Origin of the sequence: Neobacillus driksii, assembly GCF_013409995.1 — a bacterium.
Taxonomy (GTDB): domain Bacteria; phylum Bacillota; class Bacilli; order Bacillales; family Cytobacillaceae; genus Neobacillus; species Neobacillus driksii.
Genome location: NZ_JACCBX010000016.1, coordinates 1 through 12,899, shown reverse-complemented (window position 1 = coordinate 12,899; position 12,899 = coordinate 1). Strand labels below are relative to the sequence as shown.

Annotated in this window: 13 protein-coding genes; 8 read left to right on the top strand and 5 right to left on the bottom strand. The window is 39.3% G+C overall.

Features of this window, described 5'->3' with window-relative positions; translation table 11 throughout:
• Window positions 1-310: 310 nt before the first annotated feature.
• Window positions 311-2,149, bottom strand: a complete 1,839-nt coding sequence (locus tag F4694_RS26950) for an LTA synthase family protein (protein ID WP_179603008.1) — start codon at window positions 2,147-2,149, stop codon at window positions 311-313.
• Window positions 2,150-2,344: 195 nt separating this feature from the next.
• On the opposite strand from F4694_RS26950, the gene F4694_RS26945 reads away from it, so the two are divergent.
• Complete coding sequence (locus F4694_RS26945; RefSeq protein ID WP_179603007.1) at window positions 2,345-3,613, top strand: MFS transporter; 1,269 nt, start codon at window positions 2,345-2,347, stop codon at window positions 3,611-3,613.
• A 22-nt stretch (window positions 3,614-3,635) separates the two neighbouring features.
• On the opposite strand, the gene F4694_RS26940 is transcribed toward F4694_RS26945, so the two are convergent.
• Entirely contained in the window at window positions 3,636-5,408 is a 1,773-nt protein-coding gene (locus F4694_RS26940; RefSeq protein WP_179603006.1) for an ABC transporter ATP-binding protein, read from the bottom strand.
• 127 nt (window positions 5,409-5,535) lie between these two features.
• On the opposite strand from F4694_RS26940, the gene F4694_RS26935 reads away from it, so the two are divergent.
• A complete protein-coding gene (locus tag F4694_RS26935; protein WP_179603005.1) occupies window positions 5,536-5,898 on the top strand; it encodes a DMT family transporter in 363 nt (120 codons plus the stop codon).
• Window positions 5,898-6,212 carry a DMT family transporter gene (locus tag F4694_RS26930; protein ID WP_179603004.1) on the top strand — a complete coding sequence of 105 codons (315 nt, stop codon included), beginning with the start codon at window positions 5,898-5,900 and terminating at the stop codon, window positions 6,210-6,212. The genes F4694_RS26935 and F4694_RS26930 overlap by 1 nt, the downstream gene beginning before the upstream one ends.
• Window positions 6,213-6,262: 50 nt before the next feature.
• Here the strand turns inward: F4694_RS26930 and F4694_RS26925 are convergent, their stop codons facing one another.
• Window positions 6,263-6,718 (bottom strand): redoxin domain-containing protein, encoded by a 456-nt coding sequence (locus F4694_RS26925; protein ID WP_257029423.1) that lies wholly within the window; start codon window positions 6,716-6,718, stop codon window positions 6,263-6,265.
• Window positions 6,719-6,829: 111 nt separating this feature from the next.
• Window positions 6,830-7,573, bottom strand: coding sequence for a C39 family peptidase (locus tag F4694_RS26915; RefSeq protein ID WP_179603002.1), 744 nt, complete (start codon window positions 7,571-7,573; stop codon window positions 6,830-6,832).
• Window positions 7,574-7,910: 337 nt separating this feature from the next.
• Here F4694_RS26915 and F4694_RS26910 point away from each other — a divergent pair, with 337 nt between their 5' ends.
• From F4694_RS26910 to F4694_RS26890, 5 genes are read left to right on the top strand one after another with little or no spacing between them, the layout of a single operon-like run.
• Window positions 7,911-8,861, top strand: coding sequence for an ABC transporter permease (locus F4694_RS26910; RefSeq protein ID WP_179603120.1), 951 nt, complete (start codon window positions 7,911-7,913; stop codon window positions 8,859-8,861).
• Entirely contained in the window at window positions 8,854-9,804 is a 951-nt protein-coding gene (locus tag F4694_RS26905; protein WP_179603001.1) for an iron chelate uptake ABC transporter family permease subunit, read from the top strand. The genes F4694_RS26910 and F4694_RS26905 overlap by 8 nt, the downstream gene beginning before the upstream one ends.
• Window positions 9,801-10,562, top strand: a complete 762-nt coding sequence (locus F4694_RS26900; protein ID WP_179603000.1) for an iron ABC transporter ATP-binding protein — start codon at window positions 9,801-9,803, stop codon at window positions 10,560-10,562. The genes F4694_RS26905 and F4694_RS26900 overlap by 4 nt, the downstream gene beginning before the upstream one ends.
• An 18-nt stretch (window positions 10,563-10,580) precedes the next feature.
• Window positions 10,581-11,528 carry a siderophore ABC transporter substrate-binding protein gene (locus F4694_RS26895; protein WP_179602999.1) on the top strand — a complete coding sequence of 316 codons (948 nt, stop codon included), beginning with the start codon at window positions 10,581-10,583 and terminating at the stop codon, window positions 11,526-11,528.
• A gap of 49 nt (window positions 11,529-11,577) precedes the next feature.
• Window positions 11,578-11,883 (top strand): antibiotic biosynthesis monooxygenase family protein, encoded by a 306-nt coding sequence (locus tag F4694_RS26890; protein WP_179602998.1) that lies wholly within the window; start codon window positions 11,578-11,580, stop codon window positions 11,881-11,883.
• Window positions 11,884-11,950: 67 nt separating this feature from the next.
• Here F4694_RS26890 and F4694_RS26885 read toward each other — a convergent pair whose 3' ends face one another.
• A complete protein-coding gene (locus F4694_RS26885) occupies window positions 11,951-12,436 on the bottom strand; it encodes a hypothetical protein (protein ID WP_179602997.1) in 486 nt (161 codons plus the stop codon).
• Window positions 12,437-12,899: the final 463 nt, after the last annotated feature.

Below are 12,899 nucleotides of genomic sequence, written 5' to 3'. Positions count from 1 at the left end.
CATGTATTTCGACTGCCCATTTCTAATAGCGTACCAAACGAAGTGCGGTAGGATTTTGGTTCAATAGTCTCAAATTTTATTGTCCACTTTCTTGACAGAAGACCAAAATCTCCGCTTATTGTCCTTTTGCTGGATACTCGAATAAGGACAAGACATCGTATTTAAAGGAAAAATCCAAGGTTTTATTTAATTAAATTTGTATTCCTAATAAAGAAACTCGCCAACTAGGGCGAGTTTTACCTTTTTTATATACCAATAACGATGCAAATGACTGTCATTTCGGCTCGTTTTTTTATGGAATTCAGGTCCTTTACTTACCTTCTGTTTGTTCCTTGCGAATATAATCTGAGTATTCCATGATGGCTAAGGTGTTATCAATGCTTTCTTGAAGGCGATTGGTATTCTTTGTTTTCTTCATCGTTTTTCGGTCATAGATGGAGGCGGGAAGCTTCGCACTTGGTGCCATGTAAAAAGTTTTATCACTTATAAACGATCCTCCTGGTAGGTAATAACGCATTCCAAGCAGGTTCTTTTTATAGTGAAAAAGATTATGGCCAATCATTTGCGTATCGTGTTCTATGCCGAGTAAGTTTAATAGGGTCGGCATCAGGTCAACTTGCCCGCCGAGGTGGGAATACTTATCACCGGTAAAGAGACCTGGTACCGTAAAAAACACCGGTACGACGAAGCGATCCTGCATTGTATATTCGTGACCTAAAACCTCTTTTAATAGGGTCTTATCTTTTTCAGTAACAGGTGCACCGTGAAGGCCAGAGTGATCACCATAAATCAGAATAACAGATTCATCATAGATTCCAAGCTTCTTTAGTTGTCTGATGAATAAGCCAATTTGTTCATCCGTATAACGAACTGATTGAAAGTAATTCCCCACATACGTTTCCTTATAGTTTTCTGGTAAGTCTAGAAACTCGTATTCTTCAGGCATTTCAAATGGGGTATGGCTTGTGAGCGTAATAATATTCGAATACATTTTCTCGTGCGTCTTCAACTGTTTAGGAAGTTGTTCGTCCACAAAGTGAAACAGCACTTCATCCGCGGGACCAAAGCCAATTTCCTTTTCATTTGGAATCTCGTTACTGGTATAGATATAATCAAATCCTAGTGCTGGATATAACTTATCACGACTCCAATAGGTAATATCATCAGCATGATAAGTTGCAGCGCCGTAGCCATTCTTTTTTAGAGTACGAACAAGTGAAGGAATCTCTTCACTCTCAAGGGTATTAACGGTAGGGTCCATGCCTTCCGGGTATAAGGATGTGTGCATGAGCCATTCAGCATCTGATGTGTTACCTGCCCCAATTTGCTGATAAACATTATCGAAATAGGCACTTTCTTTTAAGAGTGCATTTAAATTGGGTGTGATTTCCTGTCCATTAATCTTTTTATTAATGGTGAATTCCTGTAATGACTCCCATTGAATAATAAAAACATGGCGGTCTTTTGCAAGACCAAAGGTGCTGTGTTCTGCAGCTGGGACATATTTATTGCCTTTTAGCTTTTCTAGTTCCTTTTCTGACATATACTCCTGGCTGGCAAAGGCTGTCCCAAGGCTGTTTTCATAGGCTTGAACGAATTGAGATTGGATATAGCCATGCTTCTTTGCAAAGTAGGATACATCAATTAAAGGATAGCGAAAAGCGATAACAGTCATGATGAGTCCGATACAGCCAAAGCTGACTGCCCATCTCTTTGCTGAGACAAAGGATGTTGAGCTTTTTTTGAAAAACCACATTAGCGGGACGATTAAGACTGTATCTAAGAAAAATAAAAAGTCATAAGGGCTGCCAAGCAGGGCAACTGTGCCTCCAACAGAGTTGGATTGATAAATTTGTTTGACATCATAATAAGATGGTACGGTTGAAAAATACCGTGTATAATAAACAACGACAATGAACAGAACGGATAGGATTAAGCTATAAAGCCATATGGCTAACCAGGTCCGTTTTTTGAAAAGCAGCATTAGGACAGATAAAACAAATGCCCACATTGGAAACTCAACAAGCAGCACATGAAAAAACGATATATTTTCAAAAACGACAACCTGGAAAGCATAAATTTTTACAAACAAAACAACTAATAGTAATACAATTGGATGTTGTAAACCAGTACTCGAATTCTTAATCATCAAAAAACACCTCAAAAAGATACTCTTCACTCTTTAACTTAACAAAACATCTACAATACTATCAACTAATAATCGTGATAAAATAAATAATTTTCGGAAACCTTAGGTTTCTCGCTGAAATTAATTTTCCAGTATGATATGATTATGCAGAATTTTGGCAAAAATAACTTTATAACGAATTAAAGGGGGAATACGATGGAGGTTAACAATCAGGGCGCGACATCCATTTCTACCGGGAGTATATTTTCAAATCGAATTGTATTAGCCATTATGTCTTCAAACTTCTTACTTCAGTTAGGAATTTGGATAAGGAATTTTGCGATTTTACTATACGTGACCGATATTACCGATAATGATCCGGTATATGTTTCCTTAATATCGGTTGTTGAGTTTACCCCGATATTTATTTTTTCATTTATTGGCGGGACTTTTGCTGACAGATGGAAACCTAAATTGACGATGGTTTGGTGTGATATGTTATCTGCAGTTTCAATAGGTTTAGTACTGCTAGCTCTACTTTTTGGCTCTTGGCAGGCAATCTTTTTGGCAACGCTAGTTTCAGCGATTCTATCACAATTTTCCATGCCTTCAGCAATGAAGCTATTAAAGCAGCATGTACCGGGTGAACAGCTGCAATCTGTTATGGCTATGTTCCAATCGTTGATGGCGATTTTCATGGTCATCGGTCCGGTGATTGGAACCCTTGTCTATCAAAAGTATGGAATTTACATTTCGATTGGTGTCATGGGTGCGATGTTCTTACTTTCAGGACTTGTTTTAATGTTCCTGCCACGTGATTTGGAGAAGGAAAAATCAGCAGTTGAAAATAACTTTAAAAAAGAACTAGCAGATGGTTTCCGCTATGTAATGTCAAAAAAGGTACTGAAATCAATGGGTGGTATTTTTGCAGTATGTGGTTTAGCCGTTGGGTTGATTTCACCTTTAATGATATTTATCACGATTGAAAAGCTCGGAATGCCAAAGGAATCCCTGCAGTGGTTGCTTATGGCAAACGGTATTGGGATGTTAGCTGGCGGCGGGATTGTGATGGCCTTCTCCAAGAAGATTTCTCCCCAAAAACTGCTTGCAATCGGGATATTTACCAGCATGATATTTACAGTTAGTATTGGCTGGTCAACAAGCTTTACGGTAACACTTGTACTACAAGTATTGAACGGGATATTCTTCCCATGTATTCATATTGGCATTAACACCATCATACTAAAATATTCGGAAGAAGCATTTATTGGGCGTGTGAATGGAGTCCTTAGTCCGTTGTTTATGGGGATGATGGTGATTGGAATGTCGGTTTCAGGTGTTGTGAAAATCCCACTGACATTATCCGGTGTTTATACTGTTTCTGGTGTATTATTTCTGATTGGGGCCTTACTGGTAGTTCCGCTATTCAATGTGAAAGACGAGGGGGCAAACCTCTCAATGACAGAGAAGCAGCCGCAGGCTTAAGAAAATAAAGGGTGCAATAAGCTCAGCTTACTGCACCTTTTTTATGGCTTTCTTGATCACCGGTTGTTAATTGCTGCTCAGCGAATTCACGATATAATTCATGTGATTGCGTTAATTCTTGATGAGTCCCCATTCCTGTGACTCGCCCTTTCTCGATGAAAATGATTTTATCAGCGTCGACAATCGTAGATAAACGGTGAGCAATAACAAAGGTAGTACGGCCTTCCATTAGCCGGGATAATGCCTGCTGAACAATTCCTTCCGATTGGCTGTCAAGGCTTGCTGTTGCTTCGTCCATCATTAGTATCTTAGGGTCACGTAAAAAAGCCCGTGCAATCGCTATACGCTGCCTTTGACCGCCAGAAAGTTTTACCCCGCGCTCGCCAACCTCTGTGTCCAATCCTTCCGAAAAGGATTTAATAAATTCACTTGCATATGCCATCTCTGCCACTTTCCATAGCTGGTCGTCTGAAATTGATTTACTATTTGGCAGCCCATAACATAAATTTTCACGGATGGTTCCCGCCATCATTGCACTTTCCTGTGAAACATAACCAATTTGACTGCGCCATGCTTCAATGGATAAATCCGTTATTGGAATATTACCTACCATTATTTTTCCAGAGGTAGGCTCATAAAAGCGTTCAAGTAAACCGAACATAGTCGTTTTTCCACCGCCGCTAGGACCAGCAAAGGCAATCATTTCACCTGGCTGTGCTTCAAACGATACATCTTCCAGGACTGGTTCATCTTCACTATAGGCAAAAGATACATGGTTGACGAGAATAGGTTTATTTGTGATGTCCAGCTCCAGCCCTTCCTGCCCTTCTTCTAGAGGCAGGTTTAAGATATCAATAATTCGCTCGGTAGCCCCTTTTGCCTTTTGCAGCTGGGTAAAGAACATCGCGAAACTCGTTATCGGAAAAATGATTTGAAAAAGGTAAAGTAAGAATGCTACAAGTGAACCAGTAGACATGGTTCCGTTGGCCACCCGCATGCCGCCGTATCCGATAATCATCACGATGACGATCATGACCACCAGGTACATGATAGGAGCAATTAAGGCGGTGATTCGTGCTTCTTTTAACCCAAAACTGAGCAAATTGCCGATGCCTGCTACCCCTTTTGTCTCTTCATGGTGTTCTGCCGTGGATGCTTTCATTAAGCGGATTTCACTTAACGTTTGTTGAATGCTTCCTGTAAAGGCGGCAGTCTCATCCTGCAGGCCGCGGGAGATTTTTGCCATCTTCCTTCCGAGCGGCATCATAATCATAAACGTAAGAGGAACAGATATTAACATGATAAGTGTCATTTTCCAATCCATTATCAATAAAATGACGATGGCACCGATAATAGAAATAATCCCTGAGATGAACTGTGGAAAATGATTCGAAATTAAATCGCGAACAACACTTGTATCATTTACAATCCGGCTGACGGTTTCGCCGCTCGATTGTTTATCAAAATAACTGACAGGTAAACGAATTAATTTTACCCACATTTTTTCACGCAGTCGGGCGACAATTTTTTGGCCGACAAAACTTAACAGGTAAATCGAAACCCCGCTAATGATTGCTTGGAAGATGAATGCTGCACCAATCCCAATCATCAGTGGAACACTTAGCGATGCTACAGAGAAACCATCTACTAAGTTTTTCGTTAGTACTGGAACAAGAAGTCCTGCAAGTGTCGTAATAAGACTGGCAGATAACCCAAAAACTAATGCAGCTTTCGGGATGTTTGCAGATAAAATGAGAGAGAGAAATGGTTTTAAACCATCCTTGTTTTGTTTCATTTAGTAAAACTCTCCAATCCTTATAAAAAGAATGATTTTCATAAGCAATCATACGTTCATAGGGAATGATATGCAAATGATAATTTGGTAAGATTAAGCGAGTAGTGGAAAGAGAGGAAAAATAAAAATGAGTGATTCAAAAGGATTAGTTGAATCAAAGGGAAAAAGCGAATCAAGTGCATGGTTATTTGTGATCCTTGCAGGATTTCTTGAAGTAGTCTGGGCAAGCGGATTTAAATATGAAGAAGTACCTTCTCTTGTTGTGCTTATAGCGATTTTATTAAGTTTTGATTTAATTATAAGAGCGACAAAAGTGATACCTGTTGGGACGGTATATGCTGTATTTGCCGGGATTGGGACCATAGGAACGGTTATAGTCGAGATTGTATTTGAAAACGGCTCGGTTAGTCCATTAAGAGTTGCCCTTATTTTATTACTTTTGGCTTGCATTATTGGCTTGAAATTAACAAACAAGGAGGGTGATGTTTAATGGATTGGCTAATGCTTTTTTTAGGCGGGTGTTTTGAAGTCGTTGGGGTTATCGGTTTAAAAAGAACAGCTGATAAAGGTAACTTTATCAATTATCTAATCCTAATTGGAGGGTTTATAATGAGTTTCCAGCTGCTCGTTCGGGCGATGGAGACGATTCCCTTATCAACCGCCTATGCCGTATGGACAGGGATTGGAACGGTAGGAGCTGCGGTAGTTGGTATGGTTTTCTTTAAAGAATCAAAGAGCAGGCTTCGTATGGCTTGTATTCTAGGTATTATTTTTTCAGTGGTTGGTTTAAAGGTCGTGCATTAAATAAGAAGAGACATCTCTCGATTGGTCGGGAGATGTCTTTTCTGTAATGCTTAGACGAGCTTTTCTAGCTCTGAAAAAACTGCTTCGTAATCTTCTTTTTTGTCGGCTTTAAAGGAGGTATTCATATAAGTAATCACTCCATCTCGATTGACAACAAACACGGAGCGGACCGCAACGCCGCCTTTTTCGTTATACACCTTGTAGTCCTTAATCGTCTGCCTTTGCCAATCGGAAGCTAATGGATATGGCAATGTCCCCATACTGGCTGCAAAAACGCGGTGCGAGTGAATATGATCCGCACTGATTCCAATAACCTCTGCACCTAGCTGTTCAAATCGTTTGTAGTCCTCTTTCCAAGAGGATATTTCTTTAATTCAGCCGGGAGTAAAATCCATCCCATAAAAAGCGACAACCACGTTCGTCTTCCCCCGATAACCGGAAAGCGAAAGGGGATCCTTTGTTGTTGCCGGTAATGAAAAATCAGGGGCTGTATCCCCAACCTTCAAGGTTGATTCCAAGATAACTCCTCCATTCTTGAAACAATATCCATTGCTAGGATTACCATCTTCTTAAAAAATTACACAAAAAAATGGTGCTTAGGCACCATCTAATTGTGCTTAATAAGAAATTGCTTGGCTTCCGAACTGGTTCCAGCTTGTGACAAAGCTCTGAAAATTGGCTGATTTATTCTGTTCCGGATAAAAGGGATCATTAAAATACACGTTGTTGTCATCGTAGCCAGTGACTAAAACAGAATGCATTCTGCGGGTGATATTGATTTCTCCTTCTTTTGTTTTCCATGTTTCCCATTGCTCTTCTGGTAAAAAATCAAATGTACTGCCGACAATTACCCAAACAGGTTTACCCTCGTTTAGCTTTTTTTGCACGGAAGTAAAGCTATTACCAGTAAGATTATCGATTTGACCGGGCAGATATTGGTTCGCAAGGTCTTCAATAACCTCGTGGTAAACACCTAATCCAGGTTGATTATAGGTATACATATTTCCTACAAATCCCTGATGAGGATTTCCGAAGTATCCAGCACTGAAATAAGAAACCTTGGGAATCTCGTCTGCCAGAGTAAGTTTGTCAACGGAAACACCAGCAAAATTAAGTAACATCGCCAAACTGGTTACTTCACAGCCCCGAGGCAGTTCAGGGAATTGTTGCAATGTTGGAACAGTTAATAGGAAACTTTGTCTCATTATGGGCTCCTTTCGGAATACAACAACTGTCCGGTTTATATGAACATCAGATTTAAATTTTGCGCTCGTTTGAATCGGAGAGTTAGAAGCATAGTAGATTGGAAGGATTAATAGGAGGCTTAACAATGATATCTTTTTTAAATGCTGATATTTCATGTAAGCAACTCCTTTTTTAAATTCTCCTAATATTTTATAAATCTCTTATATTTTAATACTGACCATAAATTGGATTTCTCCTCCGCCTAAAGGCGGATAGCTTAGGAATCATATATTAGATTTACGAGGTAAACACCACGTTTATGTCACAAATTATTCAGAAATAATTGGAAATAGTTCACGATTGTTTATTGACTAGACAAATTACACTGTTTATAATCAAGGGTATAAGACATTGATAATGATTTTCAATGTCATTTATTTTTGTTTCTAAGTGATAAGGATTCTCAATAAAATTGAGAATGATAGAAAAATAGAAATGTTGAGGACTGCAATGATGAAGAAAAGATATTTACTACTAGGATTAATCGTCTTATCTGCTGTTTCCTTGTTTGTTGGGGTTAGCAGTATATCACCATTGGACTTGTTAGATGTCCAATCTGAAGAGACACAGATTTTCCTTATCAGCCGAATGCCAAGGCTAGTAGCAATCCTACTTGCAGGAGCTGGGATGAGTATTGCAGGATTGATTATGCAGCAGCTTAGCCGAAACAAATTTGTTTCACCGACTACCGCTGGAACACTGGACGCAACCCGACTTGGTATCCTTGTCTCGATGCTGTTGTTTGCAAATGCAACCATGCTTGAAAAAATGGCAGTAGCCTTTGTTTTCGCGCTTGCTGGTACGTTTGTTTTTATGCAAATTCTTGACCGAATTAAGTTTAAGGATGCTATATTCATACCGCTTGTGGGTTTGATGTTCGGAAATATATTGTCCTCAGTGACGACTTTTTTCGCATATCGCGCTGACGTCATTCAAAATATGTCTGCATGGCTGCAGGGTGACTTTTCAATGATTATGAAGGGCCGATATGAATTGCTCTACATAAGTATTCCGATATTAATTATTGCTTACTTTTATGCGAATCGCTTTACAGTCGCTGGAATGGGTGAGGATTTTTCAAAGAATCTTGGACTTGCGTATCGCCGTGTGGTGAATATCGGTCTCATCCTTGTTGCACTAGTAACGACAACAGTGGTTCTGACCGTCGGAATTATTCCGTTTTTAGGCTTAATTATTCCAAATATCATATCAATTTTTAAAGGCGATCACTTACAAAAAACATTGCCGCATACCGCACTCCTTGGTGCCATCTTCCTTCTGATTTGCGATATTTTGGGCAGAGTGCTCATTTATCCATATGAAATTTCAATCAGTCTTATGGTTGGGGTAATAGGAAGCGGAATTTTCTTATACTTACTGTTCCGGAGGAAGGCATATGCGTAACTCAATCAAACTACTTGTCTTTGCCTTAATTGCTGCCGGAGTGTGCGCTATCTATCTATTCCATGAATTAAACGGGAGTTTTGGATATGCTCTTCCAAAACGAACCATAAAAGTGCTGGCGATGGTTTTAACCGGAGTCACAATCGCATATGCAACAGTTGTTTTCCAGACGATCACACATAACAAAATATTGACACCGAGCATTATGGGGTTGGATTCACTTTACATGCTCCTGCAAACCTTAATTATTTTCTTTTTAGGCTCGGGTCACATGATTATCGTCAATAAACAGGTGAATTTTTTACTCTCAGTTGTTGTAATGATTGTTTTTGCACTAATTTTATACAAGTTTTTATTTAAAAAGGGAAATCAGCCGATCTACTTTTTATTGCTAGTCGGAATCATTGTGGGGACATTTTTCTCTAGTATCTCAACGTTTTTTCAGGTACTGATTGATCCAAATGAATTCCAGATTGTCCAAGACAGGATGTTTGCGAGTTTTAATAATATCAATTCAGACTTAGTTTGGCTGGCGATTGTCATCGTTGCTCTTGTGATGATATATGCATGGCGTTTTTTAAAGTATTTAGACGTCTTGTCATTAGGTCGAGATACAGCAATCAATTTAGGGGTTCCATATGATTCAATCGTCAAACAAATGCTGATCGTCGTTGCAGTCTTCATCTCAATCTCGACTGCTTTAGTTGGACCGATTACCTTTTTTGGCTTAATTGTGGCCAATCTATCCTATCAATTTTTCAAGACTTACAAACACAATATCCTAATCACAGGGGCGATCCTCATGAGTATTATCGCTCTTGTTGGCGGGCAATGGGTGGTTGAACGAGTCTTTACTTTTTCAACAACGTTAAGTGTCATTATTAACTTTATCGGTGGAGTGTACTTCATCTATTTACTGCTAAAGGAGAGGAAAGCTGCATGATACAAGTACGAGGATTGTCAAAGTTATATGGGAAGAAATCCGTTGTTGAGGATGTGACCGTTGATATTCAGCCGCGGAAAATCACGAGCTTTATCGGTCCGAATGGGGCAGGTAAATCTACTTTACTATCAATGGTGAGCCGTCTTCTTGATGCAGATACAGGTGAAGTGCTAATTGATAAATCTGATGTAAAAAAGATGAAGTCAAATGATTTTGCTAAGAAGGTATCGATCCTAAAACAATCCAATTATATGAATGTACGCCTGACGATTCGCGAACTCGTATCCTTCGGACGCTTTCCCTATTCGAAGGGGAGGCTAACGGAGGAAGATGAAAGGATTGTTGACCAATCTCTTGAATATATGCACCTAACCGAAATGCAGGATAGTTTTTTAGATGAATTATCTGGCGGTCAAAGGCAGCGCGCCTTTATTGCGATGGTTATTGCACAGGATACAGAGTACATTTTGCTGGATGAACCATTGAATAATTTAGATATGAAGCATTCCGTTCAAATTATGAAAATCCTGCGCCGTCTGGTTGATGAACTTGGAAAAACAGTTGTCATTGTACTGCATGATATCAACTTTGCGTCGGTTTATTCAGATAGAATAGTAGCGATGAAGGATGGTAAGGTTGTTAAAGATGGACCTACAGAAGAAATAATAGAATCAGCTGCATTAAAAGAGATATACGATATGGATATTCCCATTCAGAAAATGGATGGCTGCAGAATTTGCGTATACTTTAGCGCATAATAAAAGGAGAGATATGTTGTGAAAAAGTGGAGTTTTTTAGTTTTAATGGTTTCAATGATTTTATTATTAGCAGCATGCGGATCTAAGGAAGAAAGTAAGGCAGAACCAGCGGATGCAAAAACGGCAGCGGCTGAAAAAATCACCATTGAACATAAGTATGGGAAAGTTGAAATCGATAAAAATCCAGAAAAAGTAGTGGTTTTTGACTTTGGTATTTTAGATACATTGGATGAATTAGGTGTGGAAGTTACTGGAGTTCCACAAGCAGCCATTCCTCCATACTTAGAAAAATATGCAGGTGAAAAATATACAAACGTCGGAAGTTTAAAAGAACCAGATTTTGAAGCGATTCATGCGATGCAGCCTGATGTAATTTTCATCAGCGGCCGTCAAGCAGAATTGTACGAACAGTTCGCAGAAATTGCTCCAACTGTTTTTGTAGAATTAGATTATACCAAATACATGGAATCTTTTGAGAAGAATATGAACCTCGTTGCTGAGATTTTTGATAAGAAAGAAGAAGTAGCCAGTGCATTAGAAGAGATTAATGCAACCGTTGAAGAGGTAAATAAGAAAGCTTCTGCAAATGGCAAAAAAGGGTTAATCGTTCTTGCAAATGAAGGAAAAGTAAGTGCCTATGGACCAAGCTCCCGTTTTGGTATTATCCATGACGTGTATGGTTTTGGTGCAGCAGATGAGAAAATTGAAGTATCCACGCATGGTCAAAGCATTACCATGGAGTACATTATGGAAACAAACCCAGACGTATTGTTTGTTATTGACCGTAACACAGCAGTAGGCGGTGAAGCCGGTGCTGAAAAGGTAATCGAAAACGAGCTTGTTAAAAAGACAACGGCCTTTAAAGAAGATAAGATTATTTACTTAGATCCAGATACTTGGTACCTAAGCGGCGGCGGATTAGAATCTGTTAAATTAATGGCTGAAGAGATCGAAGCTTCATTATAAAAATTTGAGCCAGGTTTCATTCCTGGCTTTATTAATAAGGAGTGATTTGATGTTTTATCAAGTTAGAAGGATTGTAGTTAAAGAGGGATATAGCGATCAGGTGGTCGAGAACTTTTCAAACCGAGGCGGTTTATTGACAACTCGACCTGGATACATTGGCAGACAGATTTTGGTTAAAAAAGTTCGCCGTGGTGAAGAAGAAGTTATGGTTATGGTTCAATGGGAATCCGAAGAGGATTGGAAAAATTGGGAGAAGAGCCCCGAGCATATTGCCGGCCATAAGGCGAAGCCTAAGGCAGAGAAGCCTGATTATATTGTTGAATCCAGCCATGATCTTTACTATGTAAAAGGTTAAGGTTAAATGGACAGAGGCTGACGCGAATGGTCACTTAGTGTGAACTAAACGTGTCAGCCTCTTTTTATTACTCTTTTTCAATTTCGACGTTATGTTCTTTTGCCAGTTCATCCAGCTTATCATTATAGTCTTCGATTTGCAGACGTCCTTCTTCTAGAAGCTGATTGGCTTCTTCAACCAAACTAGCATCTTGTTTTTCGAGTGCTTCCATAATTTTTTCAAACGCACTAAATTGGAGTTTGGCACCAGAAAGGTAAATCTCATGGACCTCCTTCAACTCATCACTTTCAATACTAACGGTCTCAAGTTCAGAAATTAAATCTGCATAGTTTGGAATGACCTCGTTGACCAAGGCATCATACATGGTTTGATCATCTGTATAATTGACTCCCGCAACCCCTTCATAAGCAGAAACAGCCTTATCCTCCAGGGTTTGTGCTGTTTTCATCTCCTCATTTATATAATTTAAAATATCATCCTGAACCGGTCCCCCACAACCAGCTAGAACAAGCAAAAGGCCAAATACTGCAGCTGCCAACACCCGTCTCACCATAACCCCACCTCCATCGACCATTATATGAACCACCGGAAGTCCACTATGTATGGAGAACTTGAAAATAATGGCATTGGAGAATTTTGTTGCAAAAAACAATTAAATGCCTAACAATCTTTCAGCCAGTCCAACATTAGATAAAGAGACAAGATTATTATAGATAGGGATGGGTAGAAAATGGCGAAAAGGAACAGAGGGAAAACAATCAACTACCTGCCATCAAGAGGACGAGGGACATGTCCTCTATGTGGGAGAACAAGAATAAAGCTGTTATATCCGTTTAAAACAGAAACAAACCAAACCATCAAAGTCTGCAAAAACTGCAGAATTAAATAACAAAGTTCCTAAGGATTGATATCCTTAGGACTTCAGATTGTCGAGGAAGGGGGTCTTTCTCGGCAAATTTTTTGTAGGAACAACCGTTTTCCTTTATATATTGTAAATTCTATTTTAGGGCTGATGC